Source organism: Martelella sp. FOR1707 (assembly GCF_053484265.1).
Genome location: NZ_JBAKFP010000008.1, coordinates 92230 through 111235, shown reverse-complemented (window position 1 = coordinate 111235; position 19006 = coordinate 92230). Strand labels below are relative to the sequence as shown.

The window sequence follows — 19006 nt, the reverse complement described above, 5'->3', positions numbered from 1 at the left end:
CCTCCATGGCGGATGCCTGCTTGCGGCTTTTTCCTGCGTGATCCTGACTGTCTTACTTACCCTCGTCCGTGGTCCGGTCGGAGCCGATAAGTGCCTCGACGGTGTAGACGAGGATCGCCATGCCGATGGCGCCGGCCGCGGCCACGCCCAAGAGGACGATGACGTCTATCGGTCCGCCCATGTCGGACAGGCGCGAATGGGTCATGGCCATGAGAAACCAGACCGCGGCGACGGCGCCAACCGGCATGGAAAGCTGCGCCAGCAGGAATTTTTTCCAGCTGACCGAACGATCGCGAACGAGAACGTAGAAATAGGCCAGCGTCACGATCGCCGCAGCGGCAACCATGGCCCAGAACACGCCCCGGCCGAAAATTTCCTCGAGAACGGCGATCAGGGTCGAAAGTGTCATGTCTTTCATGTCCGGTCCTCCTCAGGCCTGGCCGCGCAACATTGCATTGTAAGTCGCCTTCAGCGCAACCTCTTTCATCAGCCAGCTTATCCAGAGTTCCTCCAGCGGGGCGATGATGCCCGGAAAGGAGGGCGTCAGATTGTTGCGATAGTCGAACTCGACCAGCATGGCCCGGCCGATCCGGGTAATCGCGGGCACGAGGTGTAGCCGTTATAGCTCGCGGTGCCCTCGCGGCCATCGATGGCGGCGACGAGGTGATCCTCGACCACCGGGACCTGCCACTTCACGCTCGCCGCGGTCTTGCCCTTGGGCACGCCGGCCACGTCGCCGAGCGCGAAGATTTCCGGGTAGCGCAAATGGCGCAGGGTGTGCATGTCGACCTCGACCCAGCCCTGATCGGTCCATTTGTCGGACCAGGACAGACCCGACTGGCGAATGAAATCCGGCGCGCGCTGCGGCGGGATGACGTGGATATAGTCGTAATCGATCTCCTCCTTGCCGTCGCCGGTGGCGAAGGTGGCGCGCTTCGCGCCGGCATCCAACGCCGTCAGCGTGCGCTGCAAGACCGAGTTGATGCCGCGGTCCTCGAACAGCATCCGCACCTTCTCGGCCACGATCGGCACGCCGAAGAGGGAGGATTGCGGAGCGGTGTAGATCATGTTCATCTTGCCGGTATTGCCCGCCCGGCGGGCGATATCGTCGATCAGAAAGGTGTGCTTGAGCGGCGCGCCGGCGCATTTCATCTCGGTCGCGGGACGGGTGAATATTCCGATGCCGCCGTCCTCGGTGAACTTCTGCGCCGCCTGCCAGGTGCGTGCGGCCTGCTCCGGTCCGCCATAAAGCCCGCCGATGCCGTTCTGGCCGATCATATCCACGGAAAAGCCTTCGATCGCGCCGTAATCCAGAACCAGACCCGGGGCGAGCACCAGCCAGTCATAGTCGATGGTCCGTCCGCTTTCCGTCGAGACCGTCCTGGTTTCGGCGTCCACGGCAGCGACCTTTTCCGTGATCCAGTCTATTCCATCGGGCAGCCAGCGGCTTTCGTCCGATGTGACGTAGGAGGCCGGCTTCAGCCCGGTGGCCACAAGCGAGAGACCGGGCTGGTAGAGATGGGTGGTGCGGGGATCGATGATCGTGATCCGCGCGCCATCGAGCCGTTCGCTCAGCCGGTTGGCGAGCGCCGTCCCGGCGGCTCCGGCCCCGACGATAACGATGCTGGCCGAGGTTGCTACTTGCGCCCGGACTGGCTTTGCGTTGGTCATGGGCAGCGCGGCCGCAGCGCCGCCGAGGGCCGCCAGACCGAGGAATTCTCTGCGTTTCATCGGATATCTCCTCCTCACGAGAAACAAATCGCGGCCGGGAAAGCGATCCCGGACCTTTGCGTGATAATCTGCTTCTGACAGCCCGGCCATGGTGGTCGCATGGCCTCTTCGGAAGTGAAGATGGCTCGCCGGGCCTGCGGCTGTTCGGATGCGTGCCCGGAGCAGATCATCGGTTGCAGTGATTATAGGTTGAAAACAGCGGCTCAAATTGACCGTGATCAAGTCAGCGCGGGACTTAATTTGTTGGAACCGCAGGCAAAGTCCGGGCGTTTTAACCAGCCGGCTTTCAGAAGCGTCACGAAAAGTTTCGTCTTCTCTATCCGGGGCACATGAGGCAAGATGCCACATGTAAAGGACATCGGCCTGTCATCCTCGACAGGACCTGTCCTGTTTTCGGAGACATCCGGAAGCAATGGAGCCGCCTCCGTATCCGGAGCCAAATCCGGACTATTCGCAGGCGGGGAGAGATGACCGGCCCCCGGCCGGCGAAAGGAAATAATCATGCGTGATATGCCAGGACGTCCATCCCGGCGCGGGTTCCTCAAGGGAACGGCTGCCGGGGTGGCGATTGCTTCGCTTGCCGGCTCGGCCAATGCGCAAGCGCCCCAAAAGGAACCCCCGCCGCCGCTCGACCAGTATGAGCGGGTCTATTTCAACGAAGCCGAATGGGCGTTCGTTATGGCCGCCTGCGACCGCCTCATTCCAGCCGGCGGCAACGGCCCGGGGGCGATCGACTGTCGGGTGCCGGTCTTCATCGACCGGCAGCTCGCAGGCAATTTCGGCAAGGCCGCGGACTGGTACATGCAGGGGCCCTTCGATCCCGCCGCCAATCCCACGCTCGGTTTCCAGAGCCCGCTGACGCCGGCGGAAATCTATCGCCAGGCGATTCCCGTCTTTCAGGACTGGTGCAGCCAGACGCATGGCGACCGTTTCGAAAATCTCGAGGCGGCAAAGCAGGATGCCGCGCTGACATCGCTGCAGAAGGGCGAGGTGGGGCTTTCGCCTGAGCTGCGCGATTTCTTCCAGTTTCTGCTCGCCAACACCAAGGAGGGCTATTTCGCCGATCCCGGCTATGGCGGCAATCACGACATGCAGGCCTGGGTCTATATCGGCTTTCCCGGCGCGCGCGGCGCCTTCACCTCCTGGCCGGGCCGCGAGAACGCGCAATATCCGCTCGGCCCCGTGGCAATCAACGGAGACAGGGCGTAGATCATGGCAACGAGAACAGATCCCAAAAAAGACGTCGTCATTATCGGCCTCGGCTGGACCGGGGCGATCATGGGCATGGAGCTTGCCAATGAGGGGCTCGAAATCCTCGCGCTCGAACGCGGCGACGACCGCAGCACGGTGCCGGACTTCCAGTATCCCAACATTTTCGACGAACTGAAATACGCCGTGCGCTACGACCTGATGCAAAAGCCGGTCAACTCCACGCTGACCGTGCGTCACAATACGCAAGAGACTGCGCTTCCCTATCGCCACCTCGGCTCGTTCCTGCCGGGCGATGGCGTCGGTGGCGCGGGCGTTCACTGGAACGGCCAGAACTGGCGCCCGCAGGCGGTCGAATATCGTCTGCGCTCCTATGTCGAGGAGACCTTCGGCGCCGATATTATTCCGGAAGGGATGCAGCTTCAGGACTGGGGCGTGACGGCGGAGGAACTGGAGCCGCACATGACCAAGTTTGAAAGCGTCGCCGGCATTGCCGGCAAGGCGGGCAATATCAATGGCGAGATCCAGGAGGGCGGCAACCCGTTTGAAGCGCCGCGCTCGGCCGAGTATCCGATGCCGCCCTTGAAGAACACCTGGGATTCGGAGCTGTTCGCCGAGGCCGCCCGCAATATGGGCTACCATCCGTTCCCGCGTCCCGCGGCCAATGCCTCGATCCAGTATACCAATGATTACGGCATGCAGCTTGGGCCGTGCAATTACTGCGGCTACTGCGAGCGTTTCGGCTGCAACAATTATTCCAAGTCATCGCCGCAGGTCTGCATTCTCGATGCGCTGAAACGGAAGCCGAATTTCAGCTACAGGACCCGCTCGGAGGTGCTGAAGATCGAAAAGGCCGCCGACGGCAAGACCGCCACGGGCGTTACCTATTTCGACGAGAAGACCGGCGAGGAGGTGTTCCAGCCGGCCGATCTCGTGCTGGTCTGCGCCTATTCGCTGCACAATGTCCACCTTCTGCTGCTTTCCGAGATCGGCGAACCCTACAATCCCGATACCGGCGAGGGCGTCGTCGGACGCAACTACTCCTATCAGATGACCGGCGGCACCAGCCTCTGGTTCAGGGACAAGGTTTTCAATCCGTTTGTGGGCACCGGCGCCGGCGGCATGTCGATCGACGATTTCTCGATGTCGCAGATCGATTTTGGCAAGGAAGGCTTCATCGGCGGCAGCTACATCACCGCCGGCCACACCGGCGGTCGTCCGATCCAGCAGATGGCGCTGCCGCCGGGCACGCCGGCCTGGGGCGCGGGCTGGAAGGAGGCCGTCGGCGAATGGTACGGCCATAGTCTCTCGATCGGGTCGCATGGCTCGAACATGGCCTATCGCGACACCTGTCTCGATCTCGATCCGACCTACAAGGACCGCCACGGCCGTCCTCTGATGCGCATGACCTTCGACTGGAAGGAGAACGACATCAGGATGACCCAGTTCATGAAGGCGAGGATCGAGGAGATCGCCGAGACTTTGAACCCGGATGCCATGGCCTCGGGCTACAAGGGCGATGGCGCGGAGTATGACGTGCGTCCCTATCAGTCGACCCACAATGTCGGCGGCGCGATCATGGGCACCGACCCGAAAACCTCGGCGATCAACCGCTACCTCCAGAGCTGGGACTGTCACAACGTCTGGGTCATGGGCGCTTCCGCCTTCCCGCAGAACATCCAGTATAATCCCACGGGCGCCGTCGGCGGTCTTGCCTACTGGGCGCTGGAGGCGTTGCGCAAGGACTACCTGCCCAACCCCCGGCCATTGATGTGAGGAGCGGATCATGAAAACCTTTCTTCGCATCATTCTCGCGCTCATCGTCATCGGCGTCGTGGCGCTCGCAGCGATCATCTTCGTGCCGCCGTCTCTCACCAAGCCGGATGACAATCTGGCGGCCGACTGGGAGCCGGCGCCCGGCGAGGGCCAGTACGTCACCCAGATGGCCGACTGTCAGGCCTGTCACACGGCAGAGGGCGGTGAACCCTTTGCCGGCGGGCGACCGATCGAAAGCCCGATGGGCACGATCTGGTCGAGCAACATCACCCCCGATGAGGAAACCGGCATCGGCGGCTGGACCTATGATCAGTTCCATGCCGCGCTCGTCGATGGCATCGCCCCCGGCGGCGTGCACCTCTATCCGGCCATGCCCTACGAGAACTATCGGCATATGAAGGAGGAGGATATCCGGGCGATCTGGAGCTACATCCACAACGATGTCGCGGCGGTCGACAACCCGGTGAAAAAGACCGAGCTCGACTTCCCGTTCAACCAGCGCTGGGGCATTCGGCTGTGGAACTGGGCGGCGCTCGGCAAGCCCGGCTTCCGGCCGGATGACGCGGCGAGCGAAAGCGACCAGCTTGAGCGCGGGGCCTATCTGGTGCAGGCGCTCGGCCATTGCGCAGCCTGCCACAGCCCGCGCAACGTGATCATGGCGCAGGATGGCACCAACGCCGACAATCCGGCCTTCCTGACGGGCGGCGAAATCGGCGGCTGGACCGCGCCCGACCTGCGCACGGCGGAATCCGCGCTGCAGACCTGGACTGACGCGGACCTGAAGGATTATCTCACCACCGGCCGCAACGCCCATTCGGCAGTGGTTGGCGAGATGCAGCTCGTGGTCGGCGAATCTCTTCAATACATGAAGGATGAGGATGCCGATGCCATGGTCGGCTATCTCCGGGCGATCTCGGACGTCACGCCCGACCCGCAGCCCGTCCCGGACGAGCGGACGACGGACCGACTCGATGCCGCCGACGATCCGACGACGGCGAAGCTGAAATCGGCTGAAAACCTTTCAGACGGAGAGCTGCTCTATCTCAACAACTGTAATGCCTGCCACATGCCGGACGGCCGCGGCGCGCCCGGCGTGTTCCCGGCGCTGAAGGGCAATTCGCTGGTGACTGCGCCGACGACCAAGGGGCTGACCGAGGTCATCCTCCACGGCGCGACGCTGCCCTCAACGGCCGAGCGGCCGGAACGGCTGGAAATGCCGGCCTTCGGCGACCGGCTGTCGGATGCCGATATCGCGACGCTGGCGACCTTCCTGCGCAGCGCCTGGGGCAACTCCGCCCCGGCCGTGACCGAGGACGACGTCAAGGCCGTGCGCCAGTAAGACCAAGTGCCCGCCGCTTTGATGAGGCGGCGGGCGCCACCGTATTTCGTTTGGGAACCTCCCAAAAAAATTGAAACCTAAAGCGAGTTTGGTTGCGTTTGACTTGATTCGCATCGAGCCGGCCGGCAGCGCAGGGTTGGTTCTGAATATTTCGCCTGCGAAAATAATAAATTTAATATCAAAGACTTGATTAAATTTGAGCAATCGAGAGCCCGTTTCAACAGGGCGTCAATATCCAAATAATGAATCTTCTGCATAGATTTTCTTAGGAATATTAATTTGCTTTATAAAGTAATCTGAGGCTTCCTGTCAGCAGCAATAGACAGGAGCCAATCATGACTGCCGAAAGCCATGCCTTGCGCGCTAGCGATATAGCGACGACCAGTATTGACGGCGCTACACTGACGCAAACCCCCGAATTCAAAGCGCTTCTGGGCGTCCTTGCCGAACGTCAGCGTGAGTTCGAGGAACTGCGCCACATTCCCCGCGATGTCATCGCGCTCATGAAAAAGGCAAGGATATTTCGCTCTGCGACGCCGACCCGGTTCGGCGGCGATGCACTCGCACCGCATCATTTTCTGAAGATGATCGATGCCATCGCCACCTTCGATGGTTCAGCCGCATGGGTTGCGGCCTTCGGCTCCGCCAACACCTACACGGCCGCTCTTTCCGTCGAAGCACAGGAAGTCATGTACAGGGATGGTCCCGATCAGGTTTTCGCCGGCGGATTGCACCCGGTTCAGGAGGCGGTGCGGGTTGAAGGCGGCTGGCGCGTTTCAGGCCAGTGGAAGTTCGCCTCGGGCTGCATGGCGGCCGACTGGATCGGCGTTGGCATTGCCGGCCGCCGCGAGGGCGAAAGCGCCGATGCGCCGCCGGTGGTGATGATGGCGGTGGCGCCGGCGGAGGAGGTCGAGATTATCGAGACCTGGGATGTCTCGGGCATGCAGGGCACTGGCAGTCATGATACCCGCGTGAAGGACAAGTTCTATTCCGACGCCTGGATTTGTGAACGCGGCGCGCCGGGCATTTTTGACGACCTTCTTTATCGCTATCCGGCCATGGCCTATCAGGCCGAGGTTCATGCCGCCTGCAATCTCGGCCTGGCCCGCGCTGCGATCAATCAGGCCATCTCGGTCGCCGGGGCCGCCAAGATCATGGTCGGCCATTCGAGGCTGTGTGACCGCGGATATTTTCTGACCGGGATCGGCGAATGCGAAGCGCAACTGCGCAGCGCAAGGGCATTTTTCTATGAAGCCGCCGAGGCTGCCTGGGATAGCCTGCTGAAAGGCAACCCCGTCTCGGTCGAGGAGAATACGATGCTCCGGCTGAGCGCCAGCAATGCCGCCCGCACCGGCGCCGAAATCGTGCAGCATTGCTACCGGATCGCGGGCATGGGCGTCATCAGCAAGGATAACCCGATGCAGCGCTATCTGCGGGATGCCATGGTGGTCACGCAGCATGCCGCCGTGGCCGATCTGACGTTTGAAAGCGCCGGTCGCGTTCTCGTCGGCCTTGAGGCGCCGCGCGGCTATCCTTGAGGCTTTGCCAGTGTGAAGGATGCATTGCATATGGACGACCGGCGCCTATTGCTGTTCGATCTCAATCTGATCAAGGTCTTCATCGCCGTCTATGAGGCGGAGAATCTGACAGCCGCCGCGCAGCGTCTCGGGCTCACGCAGCCGGCGGTCAGTCATGCCTTGCGGCGGTTGCGTGATACATTCGATGACAGGCTGTTCCTGCGCGCGGGCCATGAAATGCACCCGACGCCGGCAGCGACGGCGCTTTATGCGCCGTTTCAGCAAGCAATGCGCATCCTGCGGGACTCTCTGGATTCAACGCTGACATTCGATCCGGCGACCTCAACACGGCAGTTCCGGCTCGCCATGACGGATACCGGCGAATTCGTTACCTTACCGCGTCTTCTGAACGCATTGCAGGCCGTGGCGCCGGGGGTCAATATTCAGACGGCCCGGGTGCCGACCGATGCGCTGGAAACGGCGTTGCGCGTCGGCAAGGTGGATGCGGCGATCGGTTATTGTCCGCTTTTGGAAGACACGGCCTGCCGCGGAACGTTTCTTTTGAAAGATCAGTTGATCTGTCTTGTGCGAAACGGCCATCCGGTGCTGGAAGAGAACTGGACCAGGGACAGTTTTTCCGAGCTCTCGTTCATCGATGTCAGCCGGGAGGCGACGGGGTATCGCATGGCGCGGACGAGGATCGAGGATTTGGGCATCCAGTATCACATTGCGGCGCGTCTTGAGCATTTCACCATTCTGCCGGAGATCGTCCGACGCACCGATTATGCCGCGATCTTTCCACGATCGGTTTTCTCCCTGATGCACCACCACGATGATTTGAAGCTGCGCGAATTGCCGTTCGACATGCCGGACTATGAAATCAAGTTCTGGACCCACGAGATGTTCAGCGCAGACCCAGGCCTGCAGTGGTTGAAGAGGGTGCTTCAGCACGTGTTCGAACCGCGAAAGGAAGGTTCTGATGCAAACCAGCCCTGAGAATTTTCGTCAGGCCATGCGATGTTTCCAGGCGCTGTGACGGTCCTAACGACAGGCGAGGGCGGTCTGCTTGGTTACGGACGGTCAGCGTCGAAGTCGAGGTTGTTTGCCCCTTCACCCAGAACCCGGAACAAGTCGGCCATGACCGCCAGGGAAAGTCACGATGACAACGCGTGTGAGGCTACAGGATCACGGTCTTGCCGACCCATAGCGCCCCCGCAATCGGTATGATGGCCAGCACCGCGAACAGCCCGTCGCGGCTGAGCATCGAATAGGCGATCAGCGTGACCGCGAGGCCCAGAAAGGCGGAAGCGAAGGGCACCAGTTCCAGAACCGGCATCAGCGCGCCGGCGAGTACGCAGGCAAGCGGCAGAATGCGATCGAGCGGGCTGCGGAACAGGAAGGCGAGCCGCCTGTGCGAATGGCGGTCGATGAAGCGCGTGACGGGCAAGATTTTCTTCATCGCCTTGGTTGCCTTGTCGCGTGCGATCGAGCGATGACGGATGAAACCGGGCAACCAGATGCTGTTCCGCCCGATCAGCCCTTGAACTGCGATCAGGACGATCATGATGCCGAACAACGAGGAAAGCCCCGGCACGCCGCCGAGCGGCGACATTACCAGCAAGGACGGCAGGATCAGCAGCGGTACGAAGGATGCCGACCCGAAGGTCGAAAGCATGTCGTCCACCGAAACCTGCTCGCCCTCGGCGTGGTCCAGCGCTTCCTTAGTGATGCCGCTCAGCGATTTGGGGTCTTGCTCGGTGCTGTCGCTCACGTGTTGCTCCGCCGGTCTGGCTCTTTTCAATTCCTATCGGGTGAACGCCGGTGGCCGGACAACGTTCCGCCCTTCGCGGGACGCGGTTCGCTTGCTCCAAGCTTTTGCCGAATCGGATTTGCCGTTATCATGCGTATCGTGCGCTGCTCGCGCCGCCCCCCTCCATTCGGGAAAGCACCTGACGTGCCGAGCTTCACGATGAAACCGTCTGTCCGGACCATCGCATAAGGAGGGATTGCACCGTCGTCCGGGATGGAAGGTTTGCACCATGAAACTCTCCCGACCCGTTTATCGTCTGAAACACAGCGCCAGGAAACTGGCCCGCGCGGAAGATATTCCGCTCAATCGCGCTTTGGATCGTCTCGCGGTCCAGGAAGGCTTTGAAAGCTGGAGCGCGCTTGCCGCCGCGGTTCCCTCGGCCCGGTCCGCCGGCGGTATCTATGAGAAGCTCGCGCCGGGCGACCTGCTGCTGTCGGCGGCGCGTCCCGGCCAGGGCAAGACGCTGCTTGCGCTCGAACTCGCGCTGAACGCAGCGCGCGCCGGCCATCGCGCCTTTTTCTTCTCGCTGGAGGAGACGGCAGCCGGCATGCAGCGCCACTTCCGCGCCCTGAACCGAGCGCCGGACGATGATCGCTTCGTCTTCGACGATAGCGACAGGATTTCGGCGGATTACGTGATGGAGAGGCTTGCCGGAGCGCCTGCCGGCACGCTTGCAGTCATCGATTACCTGCAATTGCTGGACCAGCGCCGCGAAAACCAGCCGCTTGACGAGCAGGTCCGGCTATTGCGTGCCCATGCCCGTCGCCACGACCATATTTTCGTGTTCGTAGCCCAGGTCGATCGCCGGTTCGAGGCGACGAACCGGGCCTTTCCGACCCTTTCCGACCTGCGCTTGCCGAATGCGCTCGATCTCGGCCTGTTCGACAAGGCCTGTTTTATCAATGCCGGAGCAGTCAGCTACGCCGAGAGTGCCTGACCACAAAAAAGCCGGGCGGATCGCCCCGCCCGGCTCATGATTCTCAACCGTTAAACCAGCAGCCTTACGCCGCCAGGTCGCGCAGCACCGTCTGCAGAATGCCGCCATTGTTGACGTAAGTGAGTTCGTCGAGCGTGTCGATGCGGCAGAGGATCGGGACGTCCTTGACCGTGCCGTCGGCGAAGGTGACCTTGGCGATCTTCTTCTCGCGCGGTTTGATGTCGGCGAGGCCTTCGATCGAGACGGTCTCGTCGCCCTTCAGGCCGAGGTTTTCCCAGGTCGCGCCGTCCTCGAAGGTGAACGGGATGACGCCCATGCCGACGAGGTTGGAGCGGTGGATACGCTCGTAGCTTTCGGCAATCACGGCGCGCACGCCGAGCAGGTTGGTGCCCTTGGCCGCCCAGTCGCGCGAGGAGCCGTTGCCATATTCGCCGCCGGCGAAGATGACGAGCGGAACGCCTTCCTTCTTGTATTCCATCGCCGCGTCGAAGATCGACATCTCTTCCTTCGACGGATAGTGGATGGTGTAACCACCTTCCTTGCCGTTCGGGCCGAGCATATGATTGCGGATGCGGATATTGGCGAAGGTGCCGCGCATCATCACTTCATGATTGCCGCGACGCGTGCCGTACTGGTTGAAGTCTGCAACGCCGACGCCGTGACCGATGAGATATTCACCGGCGGGCGACTGCGCCTTGATCGAACCGGCCGGCGAGATGTGGTCGGTGGTGATCTTGTCGCCGAAGAGGCCGAGAATGCGGGCATTCTCGATATCGGAAACGGCCGTCGGCGTCTTGCCCATGCCGACGAAGTAGGGCGGGTTCTGGACATAGGTCGAGTTGTCGTCCCAGGCATAGGTCTGGCCGTCGGGAATCTTGACCGCCTGCCAGTTCTCGTCGCCCTTGAAGACGTCGGCATATTTGGTCTCGTAGAGTTCGCGGGTGACGTATTTCTCGATCGTCTCCTGAACTTCCTTCGAGGACGGCCAGATGTCTTTGAGGTAGACCGGGTTGCCGTCCTTGTCCTCGCCGAGCGGCTCGGTGGTCAGATCCTTCCTGACCGTGCCGGCCAGCGCATGGGCGACGACCAGCGGCGGGGAGGCCAGGTAGTTGGCCTGAACGTCCGGCGAGATGCGGCCTTCGAAGTTGCGGTTGCCGGAGAGAACGCCGGCAGCAATCAGGCCCTTGTCGTTGATGGTCTTGGAGACCGGGCCCGGCAGCGGACCGGAATTGCCGATGCAGGTGGTGCAGCCGAAACCAACAAGGTTGAAGCCGAGCGCGTCGAGATCCTTCTGCAGGCCGGCCTTTTCCAGATATTCGGCGACAACCTGCGATCCGGGCGCGAGCGAGGTCTTCACCCACGGCTTGGTCTTCAGCCCCTTGGCGACGGCGTTGCGGGCGAGAAGCCCGGCAGCGATCAGCACCGTGGGGTTGGAGGTGTTGGTGCAGGACGTGATCGCGGCAATGGCGACATCGCCGTGGCCGAGATCGTAATCGGCGCCTTCGACGGCATAGCGCTTGTCGATCTCGCCCTTGTCCTTCTTGTACATGTCGACCATGGCTTCGGAAAAGCCGGAGGCGATGTTTTCCAGAGCGATGCGGCCTTCCGGACGCTTCGGGCCGGCCATCGACGGCACGACGTCGCCGAGGTCGAGCTCCAGCGTGTCGGTGAAGACCGGATCCTCGCCGCCCGATTCGCGGTACATGCCCTGCGCCTTGGTATAGGCGTCGACCAGCGCGATGCGCTCCTTGGTGCGGCCCGACATGTCGAGGTAACGCAGGGTTTCGAAGTCGACCGGGAAGAAGCCGCAGGTCGCGCCGTATTCCGGACCCATATTGCCGATGGTGGCGCGGTCGGCGAGCGTCATCGAATCAAGGCCGGCGCCGAAGAACTCAACAAATTTCGAGACAACGCCCTTCTTGCGCAGCATCTGCACGACGGTGAGCACGAGGTCGGTGGCGGTGACGCCTTCCTTGAGCTGGCCGGTGAGCTTGAAGCCGATGACTTCCGGCAGGAGCATGGAGACCGGCTGGCCGAGCATGGCGGCTTCCGCCTCGATGCCGCCGACGCCCCAGCCGAGAACGCCGAGACCGTTGATCATGGTGGTGTGGCTGTCGGTGCCGACGCAGGTGTCGGGATAGGCGACTTCGGAGCCGTCCTCTTCCTTGGTCCAGACGGTCTGGCCGAGATATTCGAGGTTCACCTGGTGACAGATGCCGGTGCCGGGGGGCACGACGCGGAAGTTCTTGAACGCCTGCTGGCCCCATTTCAGGAAGCGGTAGCGTTCGCCGTTGCGCTTGTATTCATATTCGACATTGTGGGCGAAGGCCTGCGGCGTGCCGAATTCGTCGACGATGACCGAGTGGTCGATCACGAGGTCGACGGGCACCAGCGGGTTGATCTTTTCGGGATCACCGCCGAGATTGACGATGCCGTCACGCATGGCGGCGAGGTCGACGACGGCGGGAACGCCGGTGAAGTCCTGCATCAGCACGCGGGCCGGGCGATAGGCGATCTCGGCGCCGGCCGTGCCCTTGTCGTTAAGCCACTTGGCGACAGCGAGGATGTCGTCCTTGGTGACCGAGCGGCCGTCTTCGTTACGCAGAAGGTTTTCAAGAAGCACCTTCATGGAGAAAGGCAGCTTCGAGACGCCTGCAAGCCCGTTCGCTTCAGCCTTCGGCAGGCTGTAATAGACATACTCTTTTCCGTCCACATCGAGTGTGGAACGACATTCAAAACTGTCCAGTGATTTAGCCACGGATAAAACCCCGCTCATTCTGATTGGCCTAGACCAGCCGTGCGAACGCCCATGTACTTACGACATCAGGATGCGGGTACGACCATTTCCGCTGTCCGCACGTGGGACAAATGCCCCAGGTTCGGCGCAAGGATGTGATTCACGCCGGCCGCTGGCGTGGTTGCGCATCTTATAGATAATTTCTAAGAAAGGTGCCAGATCAACTGTGTTGAAATTTGAAATTTTTTTAAATTTGCCGTTCGGGCGGCAGAGACGGCTCCAGGGATAGAGACATCATGACAATTGCCGTCAGGGCCGATGATCTGACCGTGAGCCGGGGCGACATGCTGATCTTCAGCGGGCTTTCGCTGTCGCTTGTCGCCGGCGAGAGCCTTGTGTTTACGGGCCCGAACGGGGCGGGAAAATCCACCGCGTTGAGGGCAATGCTGGGGCTGGTCGGCGGGGCCGAGGGTAAGGCGTCGTTTTTTGCAGGCGACGGCGCGGAACCCCTGCCGCTGGCCTTCGCCGCCCATTATCTCGCCCACCTGAACGCGATGAAGCCGGAAATGACCGCGCGCGAGAACCTCGTCTTCTGGAAGGCGCTGACGGGCGATTTCGGCGACGGTGCGGGCATGACGGTCGATGATGCCGCCGATGCGGTCGGTCTCGCCGATGTGCTCGACCTGCCTTTCGGTTTTCTCTCGGCGGGCCAGAAGCGGCGGATCGCGTTTTCGCGGCTGTTATGCAGCCATCGCCCGGTATGGCTGCTCGACGAGCCGACCGCAGCCCTCGACAGCGCGGCGAAGACGCTGTTTTCCGGCCTCATGAACGCGCATCTTGCCGCAGGCGGGATCGTGATCGCGGCGACCCATGAGCCGCTCGATCTCGTAAATGCGAAGGAAATGCGCTTTGCCGGCCCGGTGCGTCTTGCCGCCGACCCGTTCATGGAAGCGGAGGCTTAAGCGATGTGGGCGCTGTACCGCCGCGATGTGCTTCTGTCTGTCCGCGCCGGCGGCGGCGCGCTGGTGGGGCTGTTGTTCTTCCTTTCGGTGATCGCGGTCGTGCCCTTCGGCGTTGGTCCCGATCTGGCGCTGCTTGCGCGAATCGGCCCGGCCATGGTGTGGATCGCGGTCCTGTTGTCGACGCTGATCGGGCTTGACCGGATGTTCCGCGCCGAGCGCGACGACGGCTCGCTCGACATTCTGAAGATGCGCGACGAGCCGCTGGTGCTGATCGTGCTGGTCAAATGTCTGGCGCACTGGACGGGCTATGTGCTGCCGCTGGTGATCCTGTCCCCGGCCATGGGGCTGTTGATGAATATCGGCCCGGCCGGGCTTGGAGCGGCCTTCGTCACGCTTCTCGTCGGGTCGCCGGCGATCACCTTCATCGGCGCTGCGGGGGCGGCGATCGCGGTCTCGCTGCCGCGCGGTGGGCTGCTGGTGCCAATCCTGATCCTGCCGCTTGCAATCCCGGTGCTGATCTTCGGCGTCGGCGCGAGTTATGCGGTGACCTCCGATATCGACCCCTTCCTGCCGCCTTTCCTGCTGCTTGTCGCGATCACATTGTTTTTTGCGGTGGTCGGCCCGGTTGCCGCGGCTGTGGCCTTGCGTCAGGCGGATGATTGAGCGAAACCATGACCAAGAGGAAGCGGTGACGGCGATGAACCAGGCAACGGCAAAGGGCGGAATGTTTTCGGGGCTTGCGAACCCGACACGGTTTCTGGGTCTTGTCCGGCGCCTGCTGCCGGTCATGATCGCCATCACGGTCGCGCTTTTCGCCGTCGGGCTTTATCTCTCCTTCACCTCCGAGGCCGACTACCAGCAGGGCGATACGGTGCGGATCATGTATATCCACGTGCCCGCCGCCTGGCTTTCGATGATGTGCTATATGGTGATGGCGATTGCCGCGCTCGGCACGCTGGTCTGGCGTCATCCTCTGGCCGATGTCGCCCACAAGGCGGCCGCCCCGATCGGCGCCGCCTTCACCTTTCTGGCGCTCTTGACCGGTTCGCTCTGGGGCAAGCCGATGTGGGGCGCGTGGTGGGTTTGGGATGCGCGGCTCACCTCCGTGTTCATCCTGTTTCTGATGTATCTCGGCATCATCGCGCTGCATCGCGCGGTGGACGAGCCCCAGCGCGCCGCCCGCCTTGCCGCGATCCTGATCCTCATCGGCGTCGTCAATATCCCGATCATCAAGTTCTCGGTCGACTGGTGGAACACGCTGCATCAGCCGGCGAGCGTGATCCGGCTGGACGGGCCGACGATTGATCCGGTGTTTCTCTGGCCGCTTGCCGTGATGGCGCTCGCCTACACTTTCGCCTTTTTCACCATGCATCTTGCCGCCATGCGCAACGAGATCCTGCGCCGCCGCGTTTCCGCCATGCGCCGGGTCGCGGCCAGCCGGGCGGAAGCGCCGAGGATGACCCATTGAGCCACGCCTTCTTCATCTACGCCGCCTATGGCGCGACCGCGCTGGTATTCGCCGCGCTGGTAGCGTGGCTGCTCATCGACGGCCGCGCAAGACGGCGCGAGCTTGAAGCGCTGGAAAAGGCGGGCGCCGCCCGCCGCAGCGTCCGGGGCCGGTCATGAGCGAAAGCGGGAAGGGAAGTGCGCGCCGCTATCTGGTTGCGGCGATACCGCTGATCGTGGTTGCCGGGCTCTTCGGCGTGTTCGGCTGGCAGTTCGTCTCGGGCCACGATCCGTCCGAAATTCCCTCCGTGCTGATCGGCAAGCCGGCGCCTGCGATCAATCTCCCGCCGCTTGAGGGCAGCGATCGCCCGGCGCTCACCGATGCCGAGATCGCAGGCCGGTTCACGCTGGTGAACGTCTTCGCCTCATGGTGCATCCCGTGTCGCGCCGAGCACCCCTATCTCATGGAATTGTCGAAGGACCCGACGATCAACCTCGTCGGCATCAATTACAAGGACAAGCCGGCAAACGCGCTGAAGTTTCTGAACGAGCTCGGCAATCCCTATGCCGCGATCGGCGTCGACGAGAACGGCGCGGAGGCGATCGACTGGGGCGTCTACGGCATTCCCGAGACCTTCGTGGTCGGCGCCGACGGCACCATCATTTTCAAGAAGATCGGTCCCATCGACCAGGCGTCCTTTGATAAGGAAATCCTGCCCGTCATCAATCGCAGCATCGGGCCGGCATCGCGGCTGATGAACTGAGGCTTCAGCTCTCCTCCGCTTCCTCTTCCGCCGGGTTCACCGTATGCCGGTTGATCAGCGGCATCTGGGAAAGCGTGAAGGCGATGGTGATCGGCATCGTGCCCCAGACCTTGAAGTTGACCCAGAAATCAGCGGAGAAATTGCGCCAGACCACCTCGTTGAGCACCGCCAGAAACACGAAGAACAGGCCCCAGCGGAAGGTCAGCTTGCGCCAGCCCTCGTCGTCGAGCCGGAAGGCGGAGTGGAACACGTAGCCGAGCAGCGAGCGGCCGAAGACCAGCCCGCCCAGCAGCACGGCGGCGAACAACCCGTTGACGATGGTCGGCTTCATCTTGATGAAGGTTTCGTCCTGCAGCCAGATCGACAGCGCGCCGAACACCATCACCACCGCGCCGGAAACCAGCGGCATCAGCGGAATATTGCCGAGCACGATGCGCGATCCGATCAGCGATATCAGGGTCGCGATCATGAACAGCGCCGTCGCCACCAGAAGCGGCGTGCCGAACACGGAAAGCGCCGGAAAGGTGTTCATCAGCCATTCGCCGCGGAAATTGGCGAAGAAGAACACCATCAGCGGGCCGAGCTCGAAGGCAAGCTTCAGGAATGGTTCTTCCTTCTGCTCCGTGGTCAGTTTCTTGGTTGTCTCGCTCATGTTCCCGCCGGTTTTTAGGGTGTGATCTGCTAATTGGCCTGTCGGCCGCGCCTCATCAACCCCAAAAGCGGCGAATTTGGGTATGTGAGGCGCAAAAATGGTATTTTGGGCGGGCCTCTCTGGATGCTGCGGGCCTCGCCGTATCGCGACAAACAAACGCCCCCTCAGAGAAGAGATTGTAGGCGGCCAGGTCTTCGGATCAAATCAAAGCCCAGTGGATATGATGGGAAACGGTCGTTCGTCCCCATCAATGATGGTGGTGGTGCACGTCGTGGGGGCGGTTGAAGATCGTGTCGCGCGGTGGGATCGCCTGGCGTTCGATCATCCGCCTCACGCGCGGCATGCCGTCTTCCTGATGCAGTTCGCGCAGCCGGTCGTAATTGTCGGCATCGGCCTGGGTGCGGCGCTGGTTGTGGCGCACGTAATCGACCCAGGTGGGCGCGTGATAGGTCTCGAACCAGACATCGGGCTCCTCGATGTCGCGCATCAGCGCCCATTTTCGCGCGCCGTCGCGCAGCCGGATGCGGCGGCGCTCGACCATAAGTCGCAGGAATTCCTGGGTATCCTCGGCCGCGATCACGAAGCGGGTCTCGACCACGATCGGGCCGGAGCGGGCGACGAGGCCAAGCGCGGGCTCCGGCGTGCGGAACCGGTTGAGCGGATCGAGGTTCAGGCTTTCGAAGGCCGGCATCTTGAACACGAAGCCGACTGCCGCGCCGAAGGCCGCAACGCCCGCCGCGGCCAGGAAGGCGTGGGTGATGGTGAGGTTCTCGGCGACAAAGCCCCACAGCCAGCTTCCGCTCGCCATGCCCCCGAAGGCAGCCGTCTGGTAAAGCGACAGGGCCCGGCCGACCACCCAGCGCGGCGTCGTCAACTGCACCACTGTGTTGAACAGCGAAAGCGCCATGACCCAGCAAGCGCCGGCTACGAAAAGCGCCAGACAGTCGATGATCAGCGAGGTTGAAAGCGCCATGACCACCGCGCTTGCGCCAAACAGCAGGAAGGCGGCGCGGATGATCGCCTCGTTGGACAATGCGGCTCTCAGCCTTGCATTGGCGAAAGCGCCGCCGATCGCGCCGATGCCGAAGGCGCCGAGCATGATGCCGAAGGTTTGCGGCCCGCCGTCGATCACGTCGCGCGCCACCAGCGGCAGCAGTGCCAGGGCGGCAACCGTGGCCAGGCCGAACAGGAAGGCGCGCAGCAACACCTTGAGGATGTTGGGCGACATCAGGACATAGCGTAGTCCGGCGCCGATGGCGGTGGTCATTTTCTCGCGCGGCAGCGCGGTTTCCGGCGGTGTGAACTTCCAGCGGAAGATCACCGTCAGCAGGCCGAGATAGCTCAGCGCGTTGACGATGAATGCCGCTGCTGCCCCGCCGATGGCGACGATGGTGCCGCCGACGGCCGGACCAACGCTGCGGGTGATGTTGAAACCCACGGAATTGAGCGTGACCGCCCCGGGGACGTCGGCACGCGGCACCATATCGCCGACGGCGGCCTGCCAGGACGGATTGTTGAGCGCATTGCCGCTGCCGATGAGAAAGGTGAAGGCGAGCAGCATCCACGGCGTAATCACGCCGGCAATCGCCGCAAGCGCCAGCGCCAGGGAGACGACGAACATGAAGCCCTGTGCGGCGAGTATAACCCGCCGGCGATTGTAACTGTCGGCAACCGCGCCGGCGACGAGCGCGAACAGCATCACCGGCAGCGTGGTGGAGGCCTGAACCAGCGCCACCATGCTTTCGGAATTCGAAATCGAGGTCATCATCCAGGCGGCGCCGACGCTCTGGATATTGGTGCCGAGATTGGAGGCGATCGAGGCAAACCAGATATTGCGGAAGGTGGTATGCGCAAACGGGGCGAAAAGCGAGGGTGTCGCCTTGTTCATTTGGTATCGTTCCTCCGGCATTTTGTTGTTTGCGCAAGGGCAGGGCGGGGCGGATGCGATACGGGGATCGATCCGGCTTCTCCCGAACCACAAGTATAGGACCGAATTCAGGCGGTTGCCTATATCCCCCGCGCTCGGTTCCATGGCCGCAACGCTATTAAACTTGCAATTTTTCCTTCAAGGGATTATCTAGGGCTCAAATTCTTGATCGTCAGATGAAGAGTGGGGCCGCACGGAC

General features: G+C 62.3%; 16 protein-coding genes and 1 pseudogene. 11 read left to right on the top strand and 6 right to left on the bottom strand.

All coding sequences use genetic code 11. From position 1 onward, the window contains the following. Positions 1–52: 52 nt before the first annotated feature. Together V6765_RS20430 and V6765_RS20425 are read right to left on the bottom strand one after the other, a co-directional pair. Positions 53–418, bottom strand: a complete 366-nt coding sequence (locus tag V6765_RS20430) for a DUF5368 domain-containing protein (RefSeq protein ID WP_448432218.1) — start codon at positions 416–418, stop codon at positions 53–55. Positions 419–430: 12 nt separating this feature from the next. Further along, positions 431–1731, bottom strand: a pseudogene (locus V6765_RS20425) (NAD(P)/FAD-dependent oxidoreductase). 501 nt (positions 1732–2232) lie between these two features. Between V6765_RS20425 and V6765_RS20420 the strand changes: the two are divergent. The 5 genes from V6765_RS20420 to V6765_RS20400 all read left to right on the top strand — a co-directional run bounded on the left by V6765_RS20420 (position 2233) and on the right by V6765_RS20400 (position 8568). After that, positions 2233–2940, top strand: a complete 708-nt coding sequence (locus tag V6765_RS20420; protein WP_448432216.1) for a gluconate 2-dehydrogenase subunit 3 family protein — start codon at positions 2233–2235, stop codon at positions 2938–2940. Between the two features lie 3 nt (positions 2941–2943). Next, positions 2944–4716, top strand: coding sequence for a GMC family oxidoreductase (locus V6765_RS20415; RefSeq protein ID WP_448432214.1), 1773 nt, complete (start codon positions 2944–2946; stop codon positions 4714–4716). Between the two features lie 10 nt (positions 4717–4726). Further along, positions 4727–6055: a c-type cytochrome gene (locus tag V6765_RS20410; protein ID WP_448432212.1), complete on the top strand. Its 1329-nt coding sequence runs from the start codon at positions 4727–4729 to the stop codon at positions 6053–6055. Between the two features lie 335 nt (positions 6056–6390). Further along, complete coding sequence (locus V6765_RS20405) at positions 6391–7593, top strand: acyl-CoA dehydrogenase family protein (protein ID WP_448432210.1); 1203 nt, start codon at positions 6391–6393, stop codon at positions 7591–7593. A 30-nt stretch (positions 7594–7623) separates the two neighbouring features. Beyond that, positions 7624–8568, top strand: a complete 945-nt coding sequence (locus tag V6765_RS20400) for a LysR family transcriptional regulator (RefSeq protein ID WP_448432208.1) — start codon at positions 7624–7626, stop codon at positions 8566–8568. A 181-nt stretch (positions 8569–8749) separates the two neighbouring features. Here the strand turns inward: V6765_RS20400 and V6765_RS20395 are convergent, their stop codons facing one another. Continuing rightward, entirely contained in the window at positions 8750–9343 is a 594-nt protein-coding gene (locus V6765_RS20395) for an exopolysaccharide biosynthesis protein (RefSeq protein WP_448432206.1), read from the bottom strand. A gap of 268 nt (positions 9344–9611) precedes the next feature. Here V6765_RS20395 and V6765_RS20390 point away from each other — a divergent pair, with 268 nt between their 5' ends. Further along, complete coding sequence (locus V6765_RS20390) at positions 9612–10319, top strand: DNA helicase (protein ID WP_448432204.1); 708 nt, start codon at positions 9612–9614, stop codon at positions 10317–10319. Between the two features lie 64 nt (positions 10320–10383). On the opposite strand, the gene acnA is transcribed toward V6765_RS20390, so the two are convergent. Then, positions 10384–13077, bottom strand: a complete 2694-nt coding sequence (acnA, locus tag V6765_RS20385; RefSeq protein WP_448432202.1) for an aconitate hydratase AcnA — start codon at positions 13075–13077, stop codon at positions 10384–10386. A gap of 275 nt (positions 13078–13352) precedes the next feature. Between acnA and ccmA the strand changes: the two genes are divergently transcribed. The 5 genes from ccmA to V6765_RS20360 are packed head-to-tail and all read left to right on the top strand — an operon-like array spanning position 13353 to position 16228. Next, positions 13353–14018 carry a heme ABC exporter ATP-binding protein CcmA gene (gene ccmA, locus V6765_RS20380; protein ID WP_448432200.1) on the top strand — a complete coding sequence of 222 codons (666 nt, stop codon included), beginning with the start codon at positions 13353–13355 and terminating at the stop codon, positions 14016–14018. A 3-nt stretch (positions 14019–14021) separates the two neighbouring features. Then, positions 14022–14681 carry a heme exporter protein CcmB gene (ccmB, locus tag V6765_RS20375; protein ID WP_448432198.1) on the top strand — a complete coding sequence of 220 codons (660 nt, stop codon included), beginning with the start codon at positions 14022–14024 and terminating at the stop codon, positions 14679–14681. A gap of 34 nt (positions 14682–14715) precedes the next feature. Continuing rightward, positions 14716–15486 carry a heme ABC transporter permease gene (locus V6765_RS20370; protein WP_448432196.1) on the top strand — a complete coding sequence of 257 codons (771 nt, stop codon included), beginning with the start codon at positions 14716–14718 and terminating at the stop codon, positions 15484–15486. Further along, positions 15483–15644: a heme exporter protein CcmD gene (ccmD, locus tag V6765_RS20365; RefSeq protein WP_448432194.1), complete on the top strand. Its 162-nt coding sequence runs from the start codon at positions 15483–15485 to the stop codon at positions 15642–15644. Before V6765_RS20370 ends, ccmD begins: the two co-directional genes overlap by 4 nt. Then, positions 15641–16228: a DsbE family thiol:disulfide interchange protein gene (locus tag V6765_RS20360; protein WP_448432192.1), complete on the top strand. Its 588-nt coding sequence runs from the start codon at positions 15641–15643 to the stop codon at positions 16226–16228. Before ccmD ends, V6765_RS20360 begins: the two co-directional genes overlap by 4 nt. A gap of 4 nt (positions 16229–16232) precedes the next feature. Here the strand turns inward: V6765_RS20360 and V6765_RS20355 are convergent, their stop codons facing one another. After that, positions 16233–16880, bottom strand: a complete 648-nt coding sequence (locus tag V6765_RS20355; protein WP_448432190.1) for a septation protein A — start codon at positions 16878–16880, stop codon at positions 16233–16235. Between the two features lie 247 nt (positions 16881–17127). Further along, entirely contained in the window at positions 17128–18768 is a 1641-nt protein-coding gene (locus V6765_RS20350) for an MFS transporter (RefSeq protein WP_448432188.1), read from the bottom strand. Positions 18769–19006 lie beyond the last annotated feature (238 nt).